The organism is Nannocystis punicea (assembly GCF_026965555.1).
Classification (GTDB): Bacteria; Myxococcota_A; Polyangia; order Nannocystales; family Nannocystaceae; genus Nannocystis; species Nannocystis punicea.
On sequence record NZ_CP114040.1, the window covers coordinates 12,764,991 to 12,785,554 of the forward strand.

Here is a 20,564-nt window from a genome sequence, read left to right on the forward strand (position 1 = left end):
GCACCGCGCTCGTGCCTCGCCACGGACGGCCGGGTCATGTGGCCGCCTCCTCCGCGCGCAGGTGCCCGCCGTCCATGCGGAGCCTTCGCCAGCGCGGGTCGCTCCAGCCCTCGGCGCGCAGCTCGGTCTCGGCGCGCAGCAGGGCGGCGAAGCGTGAATCTGGCTGTTCGGACAGGTCCTTGGGGGCGCCGTCCTCGACCAGGCGGCCGCCGTCGATCACCAGCACGCGGTCGAAGCCGAGGGCGGCGTCGATGTCGTGGGTGACGCACAGGAGGGTGCTCGTGCGCCAGTGCTCGCGGGCGCGGGTCAGCAGGGCCGCGCGGGCGTGGCGGTCGAGGCCGCGGAACGGCTCGTCGAGGAGGACGAGGCGCGGCTCCTCGCGCAGGAGGGCGCGGCCGAGGCGGACGCGCTGGCCCTCGCCGCCGGACACGAGGCCGCCGCCCTCGCCGAGGATCGACTGCAGGCCGTCGGGCAAGCGCTCGAGCACGGGGCCGAGGTCGGCGAGCTCGAGCGCCTGCGGCAGGCGGTGGTGCTCGGCGTCGCTGCCGTAGCGGAGGTTGCGCAGCAGGGACTGATTCCACAGCTGCACGGCCGGGTCGACCCACGCGGTGACGCGGCGCAGCGCGGCGAGGGCGGGCTCGTCGAGGCGCTTGCCGTCGACCTCGAGGCGGCCGCCCGCGGGTCGGTGCCAGCCGAGCAGGAGGCCGAGCAGGCTCGACTTGCCGGCCCCCGAGGCGCCCACCACCGCGACGTGCTCGCCGGGCGCGATCTGCAGGTCCAGCTCCTGCAAGATCGGGTGGCCGCCGGCCACGGCGCTGACCTGCGCGAACGACAGGGCGACGCCGCCGCTGCCCGGCCACGGCTCGGCGTGCACGACCGGCTCGGGGGCGTCGGCGGTCGTGTGCAGCGGCTCGAGCAGGCGCAGCGCCGCCGCCCGCAGCGCGGGGATCTCGAACGCCGCGGCGGCCACGTGGTCGCCGATCGCTGGCAGCGACAGCGCCCAGTAGAGCAGCAGCAGCGCGCCGGCCGGCTCGGGGTGGCGGGTGACGTAGGTGTTCCAGAGGACAGCCGCGAGGATCATCCCCAGCGCGGCGCTGAGGCCGACCGCGACCACCTGCACGCGGAACAGCGACCGCTGGGCGCGCGACCACTCGACCAGCAGGGCCTCGTGCTCGCGCAGCAGCGAGCGCTCGGCGGCGTGGGTGCGGATCGCGGTGAGGCCGAGCAGGGCGTCGAGGTAGAAGCGGCCGAGGGCGCCGCCGTGGCTGCGCGCCTTGAGGTCGCGCTCGGTCATCACCGGCTGCAGCGCGAGCGGCAGCGCGAGCACGAGGACGGCGGTCAGGACGATCCACGGCGCGCCGCCCGGGTCGAGCCAGATCAGCGCGAGGGCGGTGAAGAGCAGCTCGAAGCCGCCGCGCACCAGTCGAGCTGCGACATCGGGCAGGTGGCGAAGGACATGTCCTCGGTGACATCTCTCGGCCATGTCGGAGATCGGCCGGCTGGCGAGATAGCGGTCGCCGAGGCGCGGGATCTGGGTCAGGAAGGCGACGCGCAGGCGGGCGCTCAGGCGGCGACCGACCCGGCGCACGCCGGCGGCGAGCGGGAGCTCGAGCGCGAGGACGGCGACGAAGAAGGCGAGGATCGCCGCGGCGGCGCCGAGGCGCTGCTCGCCGACGCCGATCCGCTCGCCGACGTCGAGCAGCGCGCGCAGCACCAGCGCCTCGGCGACGACCACGGCGGCGGCGGCGACGAGGCCGAGGCCGAGGACGGCCGGGAGCGCGAGGCCGTCGGCGCGGACGAGCGCGAACAGCTGGCGCAGCGGGGAGATCTGCGGCTCCGTCAGGGCGGCGACGAGGTCGGGAGAGAGTGTACTTTGGGACAGGTCGGCGAGGTGGAGCGCGGGCGCGTCGGGCCGCACGCCGGCGACCCGCACCAGCACCGCGCCGCGCAGCAGAGCGGTGTCGTCGTCGGGCCCGGGCGCGGCGGTGAAGAACTGCTCGGGCAGGACCGCGAACAGGGCGTCGCCGCCGAGGCCCTCGCTGGCCGCGAGCAGGCCGGCGACGAAGCGCTCGGCCTCGCCGCCGCGCGCGAGGGCGCCGGCGCGGGCGAGCGACTCGGCGAGGCGGACGGCAGCGTCGACGCGGGCGAGGCCGAGGATGCCGGGGTCGGCGAGGCCGGCGGCGAGCCACGCGTCGACGCGGGCGCGGGCGAGCTTCAGCGCGCGGGCGCGGACCCGCAGGGGGCCGGTGAACTCGTCGCCGCCGAGCCACTCGCGCAGGTCCTCGGCCGGGACCGGCATGCGGTGGACGAACAGCTCGCGCTGCAGCTGCTCGCGCGGGACGAAGCGACGGCCCACTGCCGGGTCCATGATCTGGACCAGGCCGGCGACGCACGACCACACGACCACGAAGTGGGTCAGGCCGCCGGGCGACAGCACGACCGCGATCGCCGGCAAGGCCGCGGCCTCGGCGGTGAGGATGTGATCGGGCGGGACCATGACCTGCTCGGCCTCGAGGCCGAGCTGGACCGCGACGTCCTCGATAGTGTCGATCGAGGTGCCGTCGACGTCGGTCTGGCAGGCCTCGCGCAGGCGGCCGTAGCTGACCGAAAGACCATGGCTCTCGAGCAAGCACTTGAGCGTGGCCGGGCCGCAGTCCATGGCCGAGCTCTGGATGACCTCGGCGACCAGGCGACGGCGACGGTGACGGCGACGCGGCGGCGAGGTCATGGGGCGATGGCCTGGCCGATCGTACGCAGCAGCAGGGCGGCGGGCGAGACGGACTCGACCTCGACCTCGAGGACGCCAGTGAGGCCGTGCTCGGCCGGGATCTTTCCGCCTGTCCCGACGGACATTTTATCTGTCTGTTCGGACATGTCGCACTCGACGCGGACAAGGCCGTCCTCGGCCTCGCTGGCGACCGCGGCGACGCGGCCGTGGAGGCTGCCGAACTCGGTCCAGGGGAAGCCGTCGAGGCGCATGCGCGCGGGCTGGCCGGGGCGGATCCGGCCGACGCTCGCGGGGCTGAAGCGGCCGACGATCCGCAGCGGGTCGTCGGGGATCACGACCGCGACCACGACCCCGCGCGCGAGCACTGCGCCGGCCTGCAGCGGGACCACCCCGCCGAGCCGCCCCGCGATCGGCGCGCGCAGCGAGTGTTGATCGATCTGGTGGTCGAGCGTCGCCAGCGCGGCGATCTTCGCCGCCAGCACCCGCTGCAGCTCGGCCTCCTCGCGGCTGGTCCGCGCGAGGTCGATGCGCATGGTCGCCAGCCGCTCGCCGAGCTCGGCCCTGGTGCGCGCGACCTGCAGGCGGCGGATCGTCGCCACCGCGGCGCTGCCCCGCTCGCGCGCCTGCAGCAGCTCGGCGGCCTCGCTCGACTCGACGCCGAGGCCGCGCAGGCTCTCGCTGCGCTCGGACATGGTGCGCGCGAAGGCGGCGGCGATCTGGGCCTCCTGCGCGCTGGCGCTGGCCTCGCTCTGGCGGGTGCGCCCGCCCGCCTCGAAGGCCTCGATCGCGGCCGCGAGGGCGGCGTGCTCGCCGGCCAGGGCGCCGAGCTCGGTGAGCAGGCCCTGGCGCTCGGCGTCGACCTCGGCCCGCGCGAGCTGGAGGCCGCGGCTGTCGAGCTCGAGCAACAGCTCGCCGGCGGCGACGCGCCGGCCGAGAGCGAGGCTGGCCGAAAGGACACGTCCCTCGATCACCGGCGCGAGCGGGACGGCGGCCCGCGCGACCTCGAGGCGCGCCTCGTCGCTGGTGGCGATCAGGCTGACCTTCGCCAGCACCAACCACGCGGCCCAGGCGGCGAGGAAGCCGACGGCGAGGGCGACGCCGAGGACGGTGCCGCGAGCGCTCTCGGCCCCCAGAGCCCGCAACGAGCGCGAGAAGGCGATCGGCACGCACCGTGGGTACCGCAATCGCTGCGAGGGGTAAAGCAGGCCGCACGCGCGCGCGGCCGCGCGAGCACGAGGGCTCGCGGATGCGGGCTCGATGTGGAGGGCGAGGTTGGTGCGAGCGCCAGAGTGGCCGCGCATTCGCGGAGCAATCACGAGAAGTCCGCGAGCTCGCGGTGGCCGAGGCGAGTGCGAGCGCCAGCGTGGCCGCGCGCTCACGGAGCAATCACGAGAAGTCCGCGGGCTCGCGGTGGTCGAGGCGAGTGCGAGCGCCAGTGTGGCGGCGCGCTCGGGGAGCAATCACGAGAAGTCCGCGAGCTCGCGGTGGCCGAGGCGAGTGCGAGCGCCAGCGTGGCCGCGCGCTCGGGGAGCAATCACGAGAAGTCCCCGGGCTCGCGGCGGCCGAGGCGAGTGCGAGCGCCAGCGTGGCGGCGCGCTCGGGGAGCAATCACGAGAAGTCCGCGGGCTAGCGATGGCCGAGGCGAGTGCGAGCGCCAGCGTGGCGGCGCGCTCGGGGAGCAATCACGAGAAGTCCGCGGGCTCGCGGTGGTCGAGGCGAGTGCGAGCGCCAGTGTGGCGGCGCGCTCGGGGAGCAATCACGAGAAGTCCGCGGGCTCGCGGTGGCCGAGGCGAGTGCGAGCGCCAGCGTGGCGGCGCGCTCACGGAGCAATCACGAGAAGTCCGCGGGCTAGCGGTGGCCGAGACGAGTGCGAGCGCCAGCGTGGCGGCGGGCTCGCGGAGCAATCACGAGAAGTCCGCAGGCTCGCGGTGGCCGAGGCGAGTGCGAGCACCGGTACGGCCGCGCTCACAAAGCGGGTTCGCGGCGGACGTCGAGCGCTGTGCGAGCGCCGGGGCGGCCGCGCGATCATGGAGCGCTCGCGGGTGCGGGCTCGATGCGGACGCCGATGCTGGTGCGAGCTCTCGCCGGGCCGTGCAGACGCAACGAGTGGCGCCCGGCCGCGAGCGCGACGGTGAACGGTGTCTGGCCGGGGGGGATGGTGACGCCCGGGCCGCCGCAGATCGTGCACGGCTGCAAGCTGACGCGGTTGTTCGGATCGTCTCCGAGGACGGTGACGAGGTAGTCGCCGTCGGCGGGGACGGTGATGGTGTGGAAGACGAGGGCGGCGTCGCCTGCGTAAGGGCCGACGACGTCGCCCTGCTCGCAGGCGATCGAGCGGTGATGGACGAAGCGATCGCCGCTCCACTCGAGCTCGGGCGCGGCGCACTCGACGATCTTGGCGTCGCGCTCGGGCGAGCCGCAGTCGGGGACGTCGAGCGCGGCGAACTCGGCGACGTTGTCGTCGAACGAGGCGCCGAACTCCTCGCGGAAGATCGTGTCGACGCCGCGCGCGGTCTCGAGGGGCCCCACGGCGGCGTACATGCGCAAGTACGCGTCGAGCCCGTGGCGCTGGACGAGGAAGGTCGTGAACGCGCCGGCGAGCGGGTAGGCGCGCGCACGGCCCAGCTGGACGCCGGTGAGGAGGCCGAGCACGTCGTGGACGTCTCCGTACGGCCACATGTCGTCGGCCACGCTGTCGCCGAGGCCCTCGAAGGCGGTGGCGAAGCCCTCGGCGAACAGCGGCAGCGTGGAGCCCATCGTCGCGGCGAGGTTGTGGACGAGCTCGTGATTGAGCGGGAGGACCGGGGTGCTGTGGTGGCTGTCGCCGGCGCACGCCAGGACGTCGTCGGGGCAGCCCGAGCGGGCGTGGAAGTCCTCGCGCGCGAGCCAGTAGACGAGGAAGCGATCGTCGCCGGTCGGGGGGTCGACGCCCATCGCGTCGGCGAGGCGAGCCACGAACTCGTCGAGGTGGACGAGGGTGCCGCCGCACGCCTCGAGCCCCGGATCGGCGGCGAGCACGACGTGCGCGCCGAACACCTGCGGCTCCGGCAGGTCGCCGCAGGCGGACAGCGCCGCGACCACGACGAGCGGAGCGGACCTCATGGTAGGCGCCTCACGATCGCCGCGCCGAATTCGTCGACGAGGATGACGTCGAGCTCGCCGTCGCCGTCGACGTCGGCGACCGCGAGCTCGCGCGCGCCGACGCCCGCGATGAAGTGCTCGGTGAAGCCGAAGCTGCCGTCGCTGCGGCTGCGGCCGACTCTCAAAGTGACGCCGCCCGACGTGGTGCCGGCGGCGAGCAGCTCGGGGTAGCCGTCGCGGTCGAGGTCGGCGGCCGTGTAGGCGAGGACGCCCGTCAGCAGCTCGCGGGCGCTGCGGGCATCGTCGCCGCGGGTCCACGTCAGTCTGCCGAACACGTCGTGAGTGACGAGATCGACGCGGCCGTCGCGGTCGAAGTCGCCGAGGACGAGCGGCGCGTAGTGCCAGAGCGACGGTCGCCATCCGCTCCAGTCGAACGCGGGCCCGAAGGCTCCGTCGCCGGCGCCGGGGAACACGCGCACCCCGCCGCCGCCGGGATAATCGTTGTAGGTGACTGCGATGTCGAGGTGGCCGTCGCGGTCCATGTCGTGGATGCCGATCCGATCGACGGAATGGTCGTCGTCGAGCTCGAACGCGGCGAAGTCCTCGAAGCCGCCGTCGGCGCGGCCGCGCGACCAGGAGCCCTGCACTCCATAGGTGACGTCGAACACGACGAGGTCGCGGTGGCCGTCGCCGTCGAGGTCGACCGCGAAGCTGAAAGCAGCCCTGCCGAGGAAGTCGTCGATCTGGGACGCCTGCGCGAGCCCGGCGAGCGAGAGGTCGGCGACCTGGACGTAGTCGGGTGACGTGCGGTCGCGCCGCGTGGTCCACACGAAGCGCGCGCCGTCGTCGCCGGCGAGGAGCAGGCCGTCGATGATGCGCGAGCGGTCGTCCGGCTCGGCCCACAGCTGCGTCAGCGGCCCGAAGCCGCCGCGTCCGTCGGCCCGCGCGACCGCCAGAGTCTCGCCGAAGGCGAGCAGATCGGCGGCGCCGTCGCCGTCGAGGTCGCCGAAGCGCAGCCGCGGCTCCGCGGAGAGCCGCCGCTGTTCGACCTCGACCAGCGAGGGTCCGATGTCGAGGTGCAAGGCCTTGAGGTCGAGCTCCGAGGGGAGCAAGAGCTCGGGCGTGCCGTCGCCGTCGAGCTCGGCGAGCTGGGTCTTGACCAGCGACTGCGGCACGGTCCGCGCGCCGGCCGAGCTCCAGGTGTCGCCGTCATGAAGCCACGGAGTGAACCGGGTCGCGCGCTCCGGCTCGAAGAAAGCCTCGCGGACGAGGATGTCGAGGTCGCCGTCGCGGTCGAGGTCGAGGACGCTGAGGACGTCACACGCCGCGGTGAACAGCTGCTCTGTGTCCGTGATCTGACCGAGGAAGTCCGGGTAGACGAAGACGTCCCCGTTGTTGCAGAAGACCGCGTCGAGTCGGCCGTCACCATCGAGGTCGGCGGGGACGAGGTCGGAGACGCCGAAGGAGCTGAACCAACCGAGGTAGTCGGCGGGGGCTTCAGCGTCCTCGAGGTGGAAATATTCCCCGCGGTAGTTCCACAGCAGCAGGTCGGGCCGGTCGTCGCCGTCGCCGTCGAGCACGCGCAGCCGCTCGGGCGGGTATTCGGCGCTGATCGTGAGGGTCTCGGCGAGGGCCGAGTCGCCGGCCTCGTCGCTGCGGTAGATCCCCAGTCGACTCTCGGCGGTGTCGGGCGTCAGCACCAGCAGCTCGGCGGCTCCGTCGGCGTCGATGTCGGCGACGGCGAGGTCGTCGGCCGACGTGAGCGGCAGCGGCGGGCCGAGCTGCCACGCGCCGTCCGACTGTTGCACGGCGACGACGAGCTCGGTGCCCCTGCGCGCCACGAGGTCGGGCCGGCCGTCGCCGGTGAGGTCGGCGGCGAGGACCATGTTCGGCAGGCCCGCTCCGAAGTCGATGTCGAGCGAGTCGTCGCCGCGGCGCAGGGTCAGCAGGCCGGTGAAGCCGTTGGCCAGCAGCAGCTCGTCGCGGCCGTCGCCGTCGACGTCGACCGGCCACACCTCCCGCAGGACGGACCGGACCTCGAGCACCGAGGTCATGATGATGCCTGTCCCGGGGGACAGGTCGGAGATCGCCGCGCCGGCGGACACGAGCGCGTCGCCGGCGGCGGCGAGCGACGAGGGACGGGTGGCGAGGACGCCGACGACGGACTCGCCGGTGCGTGGGTCGAGGCGCTCGACGGTGTCTGTCGTTTTGGACAGGACCCCGAGGACAGGTAGTGCGTCGGGCGGCTGGACGACCGCGAGGTCGCCAGGCAGCGAGACCGTGGGCCAGGCCTTGCGATTATTAAATTCGCCGCCGCCGGCGGAGAGCAGGACGCTGACGGTGTCGTCGAGGCTGTCGGCGGTGGCGAGGTCGAGGTTCGCGTCGCCGTCGAAGTCGGCGGCGACGAGGCTGTAGGGGGCGGCGCCGACGGCGAGCCGCGCGGCGGGCCACAGCGCGCCGCGGCCGTCGCCGCGGAGCCATTGCACCGCGTCGGCGTCGGCCAGGGCGACTGCGACGTCGTCGTGGTCGTCGCCGTCGAGATCTCCGGTAGCGAGGGCGCGCGGGCCCGGGCCCACCACCAGCGGCGGAGCGGCGACGAACCGGTGCAGGACGGTGATCGTGCCGCCTGCGAGATCGGCGGTGACGAGCTCGGGCGGGCGCGCGCCGTCGAGGTCGGCGGCGATCAGGGCGCGCGGGACCGCGCCGGCGGGGAAGCGCTCGGGCTCGGCGAACGAGCGGCCGCCGCGGCCGCGGACGACCGCGATCGCATCGGCGTGCGGGAGGGCGGTGGCGAGGTCGAGGTGGCCGTCGTCGTCGAGATCGGCGACGACGATGCCGGCGACTTCCTGGTCGATCGACCAGGTCGTTGCAGTGCCAGTGAAGCCGCCGTCTCCGCCCCACGCGACGGTGATGGTGCCCGCGGGGCCGCTGGCGCCGACGAGGTCGCGGGTGCCGTCGCCGTCGATGTCGGCGAGCGTGAGCGCGTCGGGGGCGACGCCGACCCGCACGCGCGAGACGTCGGCGATCGAGAGGCAGAGCGAGGCCGGGTCGTCGCAGGGGAGCGGCGCGGCGCAGCCGGCTGGCACCAGGACGGCCGCGAGCACGCGCGTTGCGAGGCGAGGAGAAGTCACCCGAGAGATCCCGCCGAGCGATGGTAATCAAACGGCGAAGTGGTGTCTTTCTTAATAGGACACGTGTCCGGGAATTCATGAGCGCGCGGGACGCCGGATGACACGCCTCGGGGCGGTGCGATAGCGTGGTCGCAGATGAAGGGCGTCGTCTTTACCGAGTTCCTCGAGATGGTGGAGTCCCGGTTCTCGGGCGAGATGGTCGAGGAGCTGCTCGGCAGCTGCGATCTGGCCTCGGGCGGGGCCTACACGTCGATCGGTACCTATGACCACCGCGAGCTGATCGCGCTCGTCGGCGCGCTGTCCGAAAGGACAGGTGCTCCCGCGGGCGCGCTGGTCCACGAGTTCGGGCGCCACCTGCTGCGCCGCTTCACCGCCGGCTTCCCGGTCTTCTTCACGGCGGCGCGCGACACCTTCGGGTTCCTGGGTCGGGTAGAGGGCTACGTGCACACCGAGGTGCGCAAGTTGTACGAGGACGCCGAGCTGCCGACGTTCGAGTGCAAACGCGAGTCGGATGACCGGATGGACATGGTCTATCGGTCATCTCGGGGGTTCGCCGACCTGGCGCACGGGCTGATCGTGGCGACCGCGGAGCACTACGGCGAGGAGATCGCGGTCGAGGTCGAGGATCTGTCCGGGGGCGCGCGGACGCACGTGCGTTTCCGGCTGCGCAAGCTACAACCGGGGGAGTGAGCGAGAGGGCCGTGGACGAGCTCGAGATCTTCCGCCGCCGCTACGACCGCGAGCGTCGGGCTCGCAAGGAGGCCGAGGTCTTCGCCGAGACGAAGACCCGCGAGCTGTACGAGACCAATCAGGCGCTGCAGCAGCTGGCGGCGACGCTGCAGGAGCAGGTGGCCGAGCGCACCGCGGAGCTGAAGCGGATCGCCGAGGAGGCGGTGGCGGCCAACGAGGCCAAGTCGCTGTTCCTCAGCGCGGTCAGCCACGAGCTGCGCACGCCGCTGAACGCGATCATCGGCTACGGCGAGCTGCTCGGCGAGGAGCTGACGGAGGTCGACGGCAGCGGCGAGCTGGTGAGCGAGGCCGACAAGATCGTGCAGGCGGCCCGGCACCTGCACGCGCTCGTCAACGACCTGCTCGACCTGCAGAAGGTCGAGGCGGGCAAGCTGGTGCTGACGTTCTCCGACGTCGATGTCGCGGGGGTGGTCGCCGAGGTCACCGATGCGCTCGGCGCGAAGCTGCAGGACGGGTCCAACGCGCTGCGCGTGACGGTCGAGCCCGGCGCCCGCCGGCTGCGGACCGACGAGCTGCGGCTGCGCCAGGTGCTCTATAACCTGCTCAGCAACGCGGCGAAGTTCACCCGCGAGGGCACCGTGACGGTCCGCGCCCGCGCGGCGACTCGCTCGGGCCGGCGCGGGGTGGTGTTCGAGGTCGAAGACACCGGCGCCGGGATGACTCCGGAACAATTGGGGCGGCTGTTCACGCCGTACGTGCAGGTCGACGAGGTGCTGGCGCGCCGCCACGGCGGCACCGGCCTCGGCCTCGCGCTGACGCGCCGGCTGTGTCAGCTGCTCGGCGGCGAGATCACGGTGGAGAGCGAGTCCGGGCGCGGCTCGTGCTTCCGCGTGTTCCTGCCGGCGGCCGCTTGAGCGCGGATTCAGGGCTGCGCGCGGGGCGGGCCGGGACGATCGATGTCGGCCCACATCGCGCGAGCGAAGCGTCGCTGCTGGATGCTCCGCAGGGCGCCGCGGAGCAGCAACGACATCAACAGCAAGAAGGGCACGCCGAGGAAGATCAGTGTCATGATCGCGCCGGACATGTGCTTCATACGCGATCAGCGTGGGTCCGAGGTCGCGGCGGTCAACGGTCTGCACCGTCGTGTTCGCGGGTCGCGAACTGCGGCGGTGCTGTTCGTGAGTGCGTGTGGCTCACGGCGGATCGATCGCTCCGGTGACGCGGCGGGCATCGAAGCGCGAGAACATCGGTGCGACGACCGTGCCCTCACAGGGCCGTGAACTGCGGCGGTGCGGTTCGTGAGTGCGTGTGGCTCACGGTGGATCGATCGCTCCGGTGACGCGACGAGCATCGAAGCGCGAGAACATCGGTGCGACGAGCGTGCCTGCGATCAAGCCTCCGGCGGGCCGTCGACGACGTGCTGGATCTGCGCGGCCATGCACGACGCCAGCGCGGTGTCGGGGCCGCCCGCGAAGGCGCGCATCGGCAGCGCCTGGCGGAACAGCCAGGTGCCCGAGATGATGGCCAGGAGCAGGGCGGCGCGGGCCTCGGCGCGCGGCGGGCCGAGCCAGCGCGCGAGCGGCTGGATCACGCGCGTGGTCAGCAGCTCGGTCGCGAGGTCGCACACGTCCGGCTGGCCGGCGGCGTGGAGGAGGATCGACAGGACGTCGGCCTCGCGCACCGGCTTGCTGAAGAAGTAGCGGGCGATGTGACGTCCGACCGTGGCGCGGTCGGGGCCGAGGAAGGGGCCGAGGCCGATGTCGGACTCGATCGCGGCGACGAACAGGTCGCGCTTCGAGCCGAAGTAGCGGACGACGAGCGCGGGGGTGATGCCGGCCGCGGCGGCGATCTCTCGCATGCCCGCGTTGGCGTACCCGCGGGTCGCGAACAAAACGCGCGCGGCTTGGAGGATCTCCGACCGGGTCTGCTCGGCGTCGCGGGGGCGCGGCGGGGCGGCGGAACGGGGGCGGGTCGGGCTCTTGCGCTGGGCCATCGGTGTTTTTTGTAAACGGCTGTTGACTTCTAGCACGGCCGGTCCAAGCTTGCCCGCAAGTAAACGGGCGTTTACCCGGAACCGAGGAGAACGACGCGATGAGCGGCTGGGGCACGAAGGACATCCCACGACTGGACGGCAAGACCGCGGTGGTCACGGGCGCGAACAGCGGGATCGGCTATTACACGGCGCTGGAGCTGGCGCGCGCGGGGGCGCAGGTGGTGATCGGCTGCCGCGACCCGGGCCGCGGCGAGGAGGCGCTGAAGGGTCTGCGGCAGCAGTCGGGGGGGCAGGTCGAGCTGGTGCCGCTCGACCTGTCGTCGCTGGCGTCGGTGCGGGCGTTCGCGGACGAGGTGCGGCGGAGGCACCCGCGCCTCGACCTGCTGGTCAACAACGCGGGGATCATGGCGCTGCCGCGGCGCGAGACCACGGTCGACGGGTTCGAGAAGCAGTTCGGCACCAACCACCTCGGGCACTTCGCGCTGACGGGGCTGCTGCTGCCGGCGCTGCGGGCCAGCGCGGCGCCGCGGGTGGTGACGGTCAGCAGCGCGGTGGCCTGGCCCGCGCGCCTCGACCTCGACGACCTGCAGAGCGAGCGGCGCTACACGCCGATGGGCACGTACGGGCGGTCGAAGCTGGCCAACCTGCTGTTCATGCTCGAGCTGCAGCGGCGCGCCGGCGGGGCGGGGCTGCGCAGCGTGGCGGCCCACCCGGGCGGCGCGTCGACGGGGCTGCAGAAGCACGCGTTCGCGACCAGCATCAAGTGGTTCGGTCAGCCGGCGCAGGACGGTGCGCTGCCGTCGCTGCGCGCGGCGACGGCCCCCGACGTGCAGGGCGGCGAGTACTACGGGCCGTGGCTCCTGCTCATGCGCGGCGCGCCGATCCGTGCGACGATCCCCCCGCAGGCCCGCAACGAGCAGACGGCCGCGCGGCTGTGGCAGCGCTCCGAGGAGCTGACGGGGGTGCGCTTCGACCTGCCCCCGGGGACAGGCGCGAAGGAGTGAGGCGATGAAGGTGCTGATCTTCGGCGCGACCGGGATGATCGGTCAGGGAGTGCTGCGCGAGTCGCTGCTCGACCCGCAGATCGATCAAGTGACGGTGGTCGGCCGCAACCCGACGGGTCAGCGCCACGCGAAGCTGCGCGAGCTGGTGCACGCGGACCTGGACGACCTGTCGCCGATCGCGGCGCAGCTGGCAGGCCACGACGCGTGCTTCTTCTGCCTCGGGGTGTCGTCGGCCGGGATGTCCGAGGCGGACTACTCGCGGGTGACGTACGACCTGACGCTGAAGGTGGCGCGCCCGCTGGCCGAGCTGGGCCCGAACATGACGTTCATCTACGTGTCGGGCAACGGGGCCGACAGCAGCGAGCGCGGGCGCGTGATGTGGGCCCGCGTGAAGGGCAAGACCGAGAACGCCCTGCGCGCGCTGCCGTTCCGCGCGAGCTTCGTGGTCCGCCCGGGTTTTATCCAACCGATGCACGGGATCCGCTCGCGCACCCGGCTGTACAACGCGCTCTACGCGGTGCTGTCGCCCCTGTACCCGCTGTGGAAGGCGCTGTTCCCGGGGCTGGTGACGAACACCGAGCAGCTGGCGAGAGCGATGATCGCGGTGGCCCGCGACGGGACTGCCAAGTACATCCTCGAGACGCGCGACATCAACGCGATCGGCCAGCGCGAGCTGGCGGCGCGCGCGGGGTGAGTGGCGCTGGCATGTCCTTGGGGACATGCGCGGCGGGTCCGAGCGAGCGAGTGCGCGGGTGAGCTCAGGACATGTTCAAAGGGACATGTGTTGATCGCTCGCCCGCGGCCATGGCGGGCGACATGGCCGGAGTCTCGGGTCGCGGCCGTGAGCTCGTCGTCCCGCATGGCGAGCCTGCGCCGGGCCGACGACGCTGCGCGCCCCGACGGCGCGGGAGGCCTGGCGGGGAGCTTCAGGCGCGGCGTGGCGGTCGGTGTGAGCCCTGGACCTCGAGCTCGTCGGCCCACGCGTGTCGACCGTGCGCGGGGCCGACGATGCTGCGGCGGGCCGCTTCGAGGGTGACCTCGGGGCGGTCGTGGAAGAGGGGACAGTCGGCGTAGCCGACGAACAGTCGCGGCGAGAGGAACACGAGCAGGCCGACGGGCGCGCCGGTGGCGGCGGCCGCAGCGAGCTTGTGGTGGCCGTCGAGGACGACGGCGAAGGCGCAGCGCTGGTTGGCGTAGCAGCCGAAGGCGAGGGCGGTCGGGCGGGCGCCGGCGGTGAGGCGGCGGGCGTAGTGGTCGATGCGCGCGAGGTCGGCGGCGGCGGTGAGCGGCAGCAGGAGGATGGAGAGGTCGCCGATCGTGCCGCGGTACATCACCGTCGGCGCCGGTTGAGGGACATCGCGACCGTAGCCGAGGAATCGGGGGGAGCCGGCCTCGCGGACCTCGACGCCCCAGTCGTCCGGCGGCTCGCGGGAACCCCCCGTATAGTCGGCGGGGAAGTTGATGCAGAGGCCGGTGTGACGGACCGCGGTGAGGCCGACCTCGGCGTGGACGACGTCGTAGACGCCCGCGGGCAGCGGGGCGCCGGCGGCTGCCAGGAGGTCGGGCGCGAGCGGGAGCGGGCCGTCGCCGGCCAGCTCGGCGCATAGCCGATCGGACATGTCCGGTGGGACAGCATCGCCGAGGCAACGCACGAAGCACTGGAAGGTCTCCTGCGTCAGCTCGACGGCAGTCACGCCGCGCACCGAGACGGCGCCGTGCTCGAGCATCTCGATCTGGACGTCGACCAGGGCGGCGTCGGTGGCGACCACGTGGTCGACGAGCAGCCGGGGCGCAGACACGATTCTGCAGCCTAGCACGGGCCCCTGGTGCGAAATTGCACGCCGTTGCGGCCGCCGGCCGGGAATGATGCTAGACAAGCGCGATGATCGAACAGGCCGATCTCGACCGCGTGCTCGCCGAGCGGTTCGGCTTCTCCGAGTTCCGACCCGGGCAGCGGCGCAGCGTCGAGGAGCTGCTGCTCGGGAGCGGGTCCCTGCTCTGCATCCAGCCGACCGGCTACGGCAAGAGCCTGCTGTACCAGCTGCCGGCGGCGCTGCTCGACGGGATCACCCTGGTGGTGTCGCCGCTGCTGGCGCTGATGCGCGACCAGCTGCAGCACCTCAACGACCGCTTCGGGCTGCCGGCGGGCAGCATCAACAGCGACCAGAGCGAGGAGGAGAACGACGCGGCGCGGGCGGCCGCGGCCCAGGGGCGGGTGCGGCTGCTGTTCGTGTCGCCGGAGCACCTCGACCACGTCGATCGCTTCGAGGCCCTGGCGGCGCTGCCGATCCGCCTGCTGGTGGTCGACGAGGCGCACTGCATCTCGACGTGGGGCCACGACTTCCGCCCGGCGTACCGGCAGATCGTGCACCTGCTGCGCGCCCTGCAAGCGCGCCACCCGTCGCTGCGCGTGCTCGGCTTGACCGCGACGGCCGACGAGCGGGTGGAGGAGGACATCCGCGCGCAGCTGCAGCGCCCGGGCGCGGCGCCGCTGGTGGTGCACCGCAGCAGCATGGACCGGCCCAACCTGTCGCTGGCGGTGGTCGGCCTGACTGGGATGGCGACCAAGCTGGCCTACCTGGCGCAGATCGTGCCGCGGCTGCCGTCGCCGGGGATCGTGTACTGCGCGACGCGCGAGCGCACGGAGCTGGTCGCGGGTTACTTGCAGTCGCGCGGGCTCGAGGCGGCGGCGTACCACGCGGGGCTCGAGCCGGAGCGCAAGCGCGAGCTGCAGGCGGAGTTCCTCCACGGCGATTGCCCGGTGATCGCGGCGACCAATGCGCTGGGGATGGGCATCGACAAGTCGGACCTGCGCTACGTCATCCACGTCGACGTGCCGGGCTCGGTGACCGCCTACTATCAGGAGGTCGGCCGCGCCGGGCGCGACGGTCGGCCTGCCCGCGGGATCTTGCTGTATGACCCGGAGGACAGGCGGATCCAGGAGCACTTCATCGACTCGGCGCAGCCGCAGCCGGAGGACTTCACGGCGGTGGTCGAGGCCATCGAGCACGAGCCGCTCGGCCTGACCGCGATCAAGGTCCGCACCGGCCTCCACCCCACGCGCGTGACGGTGGTGGTCGCCGAGCTGGTCGAACAGGGCTTTGTCCGCAAGCTCAGCGCCGGCGGCAAGCAGGTTTACAGCCTGACTCAAAAGACAGGCGCGCCGGACCTCGACCGCTACCGCACGCAGCAGGCGGTGCGAACGCGCGAGCTGGGGGCGATGCTGGCGTACGGGCGCGGCGAGGCCGACTGCCTGATGGCGACGCTGCGGCGGGCGCTCGGCGACCGCGAGGCCGCCGCGTGCGGGCGCTGCTCGCTGTGCCGCGGGCAGCAGTCGAGCGTCGACGTCGAGTCGGCGGCCGCGGAGGCGCAGCGCTGGCTCGAGTCGCGGCCGTCGCCGATCGCCGCCAGCGCGCGGCCCGAGATGGCGGAGGGGCTGGCGCTGCTCGACGGGGAGATCGCGGGGCCGCTGTTCCGCTCGTTCTTCCACGGGCGCGAGACGGCGGAGTCGCTGCCGCCGGCGCTGACCGAGCTGCTGCGGAACCACGTGCGCGCGCTCGGGGAGCAGTTCTCGTTCGCGGCGGTGACGGCGGCGCCGAGCCGCGACTGGCGACAGCGCGAGGAGGCGCTGCAGATCGCGGCCGAGACGCTCGGGGTGCCTGCGCTGCCGGAGCTGGTGGTGTGGCGCGAGGAGCCGCGCGCGCGGCAGAGCGAGCTGCGCAACAACGACCAACGGCGCGAGAACGTCGAGAACACGATGAAGCTCGGCGGCGGCAACGTCCGCGGCGAGGTGCTGCTGCTCGACGACTTCGTCGGCTCGGGCGCGACGCTCAAGGAGGCGGCGCGAGTGCTGCGAAAGGACGCGAAGCTGAAGGCGGCGATCGTGCCGCTGACTCTGGCGCGGGTGCGCTGGAAGCTCGGCTCGGCCGGGCGAGTGCACTGAGTTGTCGCGCGGGAGAGCGGGCGAGCCTCACGGCGATGAGAGGCTCGGCCCGCCGGTCCACCGAGTTGTCGCGCGGGAGGGGCTGCCCGAGCCTCACGGAGAAGCTCGGCCGGCCTGCTAACTGTCGCGCGGGAGGGCCTGTGCAAGCTTCACAGCGATAGAAGTTCGGCGGGGCGGGACCACGGATTTGCCGCGCGGAGATGAGAAGCTCGGCGGGCGAGTCCGCTGGCTTGTCGCGCGGGAGGGGCTGTGCGAGCCTCGGTGCGTGCGCGGGCAGTCACGGCGGCGGTGGATGCAAGTGGCGATGGGCGCGATGAGCTTGCCCGGCTGCCGCAAGCAGGACACGCGCGCGCCGGAGATGACGGAGGCGCGGCTGTTCTCGGCGGTCGATGGTGCGCCGAGCTCCGAGGCGCAGATGGTGGCGGCGATGGCGGCGAGCGACGTGGTGCTGATCGGCGAACAGCACTCGCACCCGCTCGGGCTCGCGCTGGCGGCGGACTTGTTCGAGCAGCTGCTGGCGACCGGGGCAAACGCGGCGCTGGCCCTCGAGAGCGTGGGGCGCGACCGGCAGCAGGAGCTCGACGCGTTCCTGCGTGCGGAGCTCGACGAGGCGGCGTTCCGCAAGGCGGCCGACCTCGAGGGCGAGCGCAAGTTCCCCGCGGGGCATCGTCGCATGGTGTTGGCGGCGCAGGCGAAGGGACGGCCGGTGATCGCGGCCAACGCGGCGCGGGCGCTGGTCAAGCGGGCGCGGCTCGAGGGGCTGGAGCCGCTGCGAGCGCTGGGGCCCGAGGAGCAGGCGCTGGTCGAGGTGCCGGACGAGCTGACCGAAGGGACATATCGCGAGCAGTTCGTCGCATTGATGGGCCAGCACGCGGGCGTCGACGCGGCCACGCTCGAGGGGTTCTACCGGGCGCAGAACGTGTGGGACGCGACGATGGCCGGATCGATCGGCCGCGCGCTGGCGGCCGGGTCACGACCGGTGGTGCAGGTGGTCGGCAGTTTTCACGTGGACGGCGCGGGCGGGCTGTATCAGCGCGTACTCGCCAAAAATCCCGCGGCGAAGGTGTGGCGCCTGTCGGTGGTGGCAGAGGTGGCGGAGGCGCTGCGGCCGGAAGATCGCGGGCGCGCCGACGCGGTCGCGTACGTGGGGCCGCTGCCTGCGGCGTGAAGAGGCGAGGATGGAGCGGGAGGAGTTCGCGCGTCGGCTGGCGGAGGCGACGCGCCGGTTGCTGGCGCTGACGCGGACGTACGTGATCGACAGTCTGCCCGAGGCGGTGACGTACTCGCTGGCGATGCAGCCGTGGGTCGAGCACGTGCCGCTCGGGCCCGGGGAGGTGTTGTTCGCCGCGGACGGGGAGAGGTTCCGCGAGCGGCGTCGTTGCAATGCGGAGGAGGCCGTCGAGTTGCTGTGGCGCGACGGCCTGGTGCCGCTGTGGGTCGACCTGGTGGTGGTGGCGGTCGCGGACGGGCGCACGCAGATCGAGGCCGAGGTGTCGCCGCGGTTCATCCGCGAGCCTCCGGAGCTGCAGGGCGAGGAGCGGCCATTTTTGATAAAGGTGCGCAACAATCCGCCGTGGATCCCGCGATCGAAGTGGCACGGGCCGCTGAAGCGGTTCCCGCTGCACTGGCGCGACGACCCGGAGGCGGCGCGGGCGGTGCGAGACCCGGAGGAGAGGCGAGTGTCGACGCGGCGGTTGCTGCTGCGGCGATTGCTGGCGGCGCCGCCCGTGCGAATCACGTTCGCGCAAGTGCTTGGGCAGCTGCGCGAGCGGCCCGCCGCCGATCTGCAGTGGCGCGACGAGGACGAGCAGCTCGAGGCGATCGACGAGGCCGAGCAGGTGATGGCCGGCTGGGGCGAGGCGGAGCGCGAGGGGGCGCTCGGCGAGGCGTTCTTCGGCGACATGCGAGTGCGACCGTGGGCCAGGCTGCTGCGCCGGGTGGTGGTGGCGCGGGTCGAGCAGAACGCGTGGATGCTGCCGGCGCTGCTGCAGTCGCCCTACGCGGCCGGATTGACGGGGCTCGAGATCCGCCGCAGCGAGGTCGATCTGCGGGCGATCGCAGGATCGACGCAGGTCCGCGGGCTGCGGCGCCTGATCTTGCACGACACTGCGATCACCGAGGAGGAATTCGCGGCGCTGGTGACGACGCCGAACCTCGCCGGGCTGACACACTCGACGCTGTCGAACCTGTCGCTGCCGCCGGCGCGACTGGCCCGCTGGCTCGACGGTACGCCGGGTCGCTCGCTGCGCGAGCTGGTGCTGGCAGGATTCGCGGGCGCGGAGCATCTGGAAGTGTTGCTGGCGCGCGCGCCGGTGCTGCTGCGATTGCGATCGCTGGGCGTCGTCGACGGGTATGTCGGTGATGCGGAGGTGCTCCGGCTGGCCGCATGCGAGGCGCTCGGAGGTCTGGCGACGCTCGACTTGCGAGGTTCTCGCTCGCCGATCTCGCAAGCCGCCGCGGCGAAGTTGCGGGCGGCCCCGCACCTCGCGCGGACGCAGGTGTTGCTGGACGACGGAGCGACGGGCAGCCGGTAGCAGATCGCGCGAGGTTCAAGGGCGCGACTGCCCTCGAAGGGCGGCGAACATGGCCGGATTCGCCGGTGTTCTGTCCGAAGGGACATGCGGGCCTCGTCCAGCAGAGACAGCTCCGTCGGCTTGCCGGCGAGCTGCCGCGGCGGCGAATCGCCGATCGCGTCCTGCGCCTGTCCGAAGGGACATTCCGAGCTCGGCCCGCAGGGACGGCTCCGTCGGCGAGCTTCGTGGCGGCGAGGGCCGATCCTCGATGGAAAAACTCAGGTAGCCAGAGGATCGTGACGATGTCGACGTCGAGGCCGATCACGGCGGGCTCGTCGGTGATGCCCGGGGGCGAGCTCGGCCCGCAGGGACGGCTCCGTCGGCGAGCTTCGTGGCGGCGAGGGCCGATCCTCGGATGGAAAAACTCAGGTAGCCAGAGGATCGTGACGATGTCGTCGTCGAGGCCGATCACGGCGGGCTCGTCGGTGATGCCCGGGGGCGAGCTCGGCCCGCAGGGACGGCTCCGTCGGCGAGCTTCGTGGCGGCGAGGGCCGATCCTCGGATGGAAAAACTCAGGTAGCCAGAGGATCGTGACGATGTCGTCGTCGAGGCCGATCACGGCGGGCTCGTCGGTGATGCCCGGGGGCGAGCTCGGCCCGCAGGGACGGCTCCGTCGGCGAGCTTCGTGGCGACGGTGGCCAATCTTCGGAGGGGGAAAAACTCAGGGCAGCCAGAGGATCGTGACGATGTCGTCGTCGAGGCCGATCACGGCGGACTCGTCGGTGATGCCCGGGCCGGTGTTGGTGAACCAGGTCGGCTCGGCGCCGGCCCACAGCTCGGCGGTGAACCACCGGCGGAGGGCGTCGAGGTCGATCATCAGGTCGGCGAGGGCGGAGGGGCGGACGGCGTGGAGCCAGCCGCCCTGCTCGGCCTCGGCGCGCTCGGCGGCCTCCTCGGCCTCGACCTCGGAGATCCGGGCGCGCGCGGTGGCGAGGAGGCCGTCGACGCACGCCTGCATCTCGGCGCGGTCGATCGCGCGCCAGATGCCGTCGACGAAGGTGCAGTAGGGGGCGTCCTCGGGGGTCCATCGATTGAAATGGTCCTCGAGGAAGGTCTGGACGATGGTGCGCTTGGCCGCGACGAGCGCGAGCGGATCGGCGCCGGCCTCGGCGAGCGCTTCGCGGTGGATCGGCTCGAGCACCGCGCTCGCGGGGACCGCCTTGAGCCACGCGCTGGTCCACGTCGGGTACCACTGGCGCTGGATGTGCTCGGCGAGCGCGAGCCGCCGCGCGAGGTCGGTGTCGGGGCGCATGGACCGAAGGGTAGCGAAGTTCGCGGGGCCCAGGATCTGGGGTGAGGCGAGAGTTCGTCAACCGCCGGGTGCGTCGGCCGGACGCACCCTCGTGGCCGCGAGCCCGCGGAGGGGCGGGCCGAGGAGGCAGGCGGAATGTGAGAACTCGAGGCGCCGGGGCGTCGCTCGC

Annotated in this window: 15 protein-coding genes; 7 read left to right on the forward strand and 8 right to left on the reverse strand. The window is 72.9% G+C overall.

Annotated elements, in window-relative coordinates; genetic code table 11:
- Positions 1-34: 34 nt before the first annotated feature.
- The 4 genes from O0S08_RS49215 to O0S08_RS49230 form a co-directional block, all read right to left on the reverse strand.
- Positions 35-2,728 (reverse strand): cysteine peptidase family C39 domain-containing protein, encoded by a 2,694-nt coding sequence (locus O0S08_RS49215; protein WP_269036503.1) that lies wholly within the window; start codon positions 2,726-2,728, stop codon positions 35-37.
- Positions 2,725-3,894: an HlyD family secretion protein gene (locus O0S08_RS49220; RefSeq protein ID WP_269036504.1), complete on the reverse strand. Its 1,170-nt coding sequence runs from the start codon at positions 3,892-3,894 to the stop codon at positions 2,725-2,727. Before O0S08_RS49220 ends, O0S08_RS49215 begins: the two co-directional genes overlap by 4 nt.
- A gap of 859 nt (positions 3,895-4,753) precedes the next feature.
- Entirely contained in the window at positions 4,754-5,830 is a 1,077-nt protein-coding gene (locus O0S08_RS49225) for a hypothetical protein (protein WP_269036505.1), read from the reverse strand.
- On the reverse strand, positions 5,827-8,913 hold the full coding sequence (locus tag O0S08_RS49230) for an FG-GAP repeat domain-containing protein (protein ID WP_269036506.1): 3,087 nt from the start codon (positions 8,911-8,913) through the stop codon (positions 5,827-5,829). The genes O0S08_RS49225 and O0S08_RS49230 overlap by 4 nt, the downstream gene beginning before the upstream one ends.
- A gap of 162 nt (positions 8,914-9,075) precedes the next feature.
- On the opposite strand from O0S08_RS49230, the gene O0S08_RS49235 reads away from it, so the two are divergent.
- Together O0S08_RS49235 and O0S08_RS49240 are read left to right on the forward strand one after the other, a co-directional pair.
- The gene (locus tag O0S08_RS49235; protein WP_269036507.1) at positions 9,076-9,630 is read left to right on the forward strand and encodes a heme NO-binding domain-containing protein; all 555 of its coding nucleotides are present in this window, start codon (positions 9,076-9,078) and stop codon (positions 9,628-9,630) included.
- Positions 9,627-10,544, forward strand: a complete 918-nt coding sequence (locus O0S08_RS49240) for a sensor histidine kinase (protein WP_269036508.1) — start codon at positions 9,627-9,629, stop codon at positions 10,542-10,544. Before O0S08_RS49235 ends, O0S08_RS49240 begins: the two co-directional genes overlap by 4 nt.
- A gap of 8 nt (positions 10,545-10,552) precedes the next feature.
- On the opposite strand, the gene O0S08_RS49245 is transcribed toward O0S08_RS49240, so the two are convergent.
- Positions 10,553-10,714 (reverse strand): hypothetical protein, encoded by a 162-nt coding sequence (locus tag O0S08_RS49245; RefSeq protein ID WP_269036509.1) that lies wholly within the window; start codon positions 10,712-10,714, stop codon positions 10,553-10,555.
- A gap of 306 nt (positions 10,715-11,020) precedes the next feature.
- A complete protein-coding gene (locus O0S08_RS49250; protein ID WP_269036510.1) occupies positions 11,021-11,623 on the reverse strand; it encodes a TetR family transcriptional regulator in 603 nt (200 codons plus the stop codon).
- A 98-nt stretch (positions 11,624-11,721) separates the two neighbouring features.
- On the opposite strand from O0S08_RS49250, the gene O0S08_RS49255 reads away from it, so the two are divergent.
- Both O0S08_RS49255 and O0S08_RS49260 read left to right on the forward strand, forming a co-directional pair.
- Positions 11,722-12,627: an oxidoreductase gene (locus tag O0S08_RS49255; RefSeq protein ID WP_269036511.1), complete on the forward strand. Its 906-nt coding sequence runs from the start codon at positions 11,722-11,724 to the stop codon at positions 12,625-12,627.
- Positions 12,628-12,631: 4 nt separating this feature from the next.
- The gene (locus O0S08_RS49260) at positions 12,632-13,321 is read left to right on the forward strand and encodes an NAD(P)H-binding protein (protein ID WP_269036512.1); all 690 of its coding nucleotides are present in this window, start codon (positions 12,632-12,634) and stop codon (positions 13,319-13,321) included.
- A 232-nt stretch (positions 13,322-13,553) separates the two neighbouring features.
- Here O0S08_RS49260 and O0S08_RS49265 read toward each other — a convergent pair whose 3' ends face one another.
- Positions 13,554-14,426: a hypothetical protein gene (locus O0S08_RS49265; protein ID WP_269036513.1), complete on the reverse strand. Its 873-nt coding sequence runs from the start codon at positions 14,424-14,426 to the stop codon at positions 13,554-13,556.
- An 83-nt stretch (positions 14,427-14,509) separates the two neighbouring features.
- On the opposite strand from O0S08_RS49265, the gene O0S08_RS49270 reads away from it, so the two are divergent.
- The 3 genes from O0S08_RS49270 to O0S08_RS49280 all read left to right on the forward strand — a co-directional run bounded on the left by O0S08_RS49270 (position 14,510) and on the right by O0S08_RS49280 (position 19,104).
- Positions 14,510-16,570, forward strand: coding sequence for a RecQ family ATP-dependent DNA helicase (locus O0S08_RS49270; protein WP_269036514.1), 2,061 nt, complete (start codon positions 14,510-14,512; stop codon positions 16,568-16,570).
- Positions 16,571-16,835: 265 nt separating this feature from the next.
- A complete protein-coding gene (locus O0S08_RS49275; protein WP_269036515.1) occupies positions 16,836-17,738 on the forward strand; it encodes a ChaN family lipoprotein in 903 nt (300 codons plus the stop codon).
- A 10-nt stretch (positions 17,739-17,748) separates the two neighbouring features.
- Complete coding sequence (locus O0S08_RS49280) at positions 17,749-19,104, forward strand: hypothetical protein (RefSeq protein WP_269036516.1); 1,356 nt, start codon at positions 17,749-17,751, stop codon at positions 19,102-19,104.
- 700 nt (positions 19,105-19,804) lie between these two features.
- On the opposite strand, the gene O0S08_RS49285 is transcribed toward O0S08_RS49280, so the two are convergent.
- Positions 19,805-20,395 carry a hypothetical protein gene (locus tag O0S08_RS49285; protein WP_269036517.1) on the reverse strand — a complete coding sequence of 197 codons (591 nt, stop codon included), beginning with the start codon at positions 20,393-20,395 and terminating at the stop codon, positions 19,805-19,807.
- Positions 20,396-20,564 lie beyond the last annotated feature (169 nt).

Bases quoted from the DNA above. Each gene is read 5' to 3' on its own strand.
- O0S08_RS49215 (WP_269036503.1), bottom strand. From the start codon at position 2,728: ATGACCTCGCCGCCGCGTCGCCGTCACCGTCGCCGTCGCCTGGTCGCC.
- O0S08_RS49225 (WP_269036505.1), bottom strand. From the start codon at position 5,830: ATGAGGTCCGCTCCGCTCGTCGTGGTCGCGGCGCTGTCCGCCTGCGGC.
- O0S08_RS49235 (WP_269036507.1), top strand. From the start codon at position 9,076: ATGAAGGGCGTCGTCTTTACCGAGTTCCTCGAGATGGTGGAGTCCCGG.
- O0S08_RS49245 (WP_269036509.1), bottom strand. From the start codon at position 10,714: ATGTCCGGCGCGATCATGACACTGATCTTCCTCGGCGTGCCCTTCTTG.
- O0S08_RS49250 (WP_269036510.1), bottom strand. From the start codon at position 11,623: ATGGCCCAGCGCAAGAGCCCGACCCGCCCCCGTTCCGCCGCCCCGCCG.
- O0S08_RS49255 (WP_269036511.1), top strand. From the start codon at position 11,722: ATGAGCGGCTGGGGCACGAAGGACATCCCACGACTGGACGGCAAGACC.
- O0S08_RS49260 (WP_269036512.1), top strand. From the start codon at position 12,632: ATGAAGGTGCTGATCTTCGGCGCGACCGGGATGATCGGTCAGGGAGTG.
- O0S08_RS49270 (WP_269036514.1), top strand. From the start codon at position 14,510: ATGATCGAACAGGCCGATCTCGACCGCGTGCTCGCCGAGCGGTTCGGC.
- O0S08_RS49280 (WP_269036516.1), top strand. From the start codon at position 17,749: ATGGAGCGGGAGGAGTTCGCGCGTCGGCTGGCGGAGGCGACGCGCCGG.
- O0S08_RS49285 (WP_269036517.1), bottom strand. From the start codon at position 20,395: ATGCGCCCCGACACCGACCTCGCGCGGCGGCTCGCGCTCGCCGAGCAC.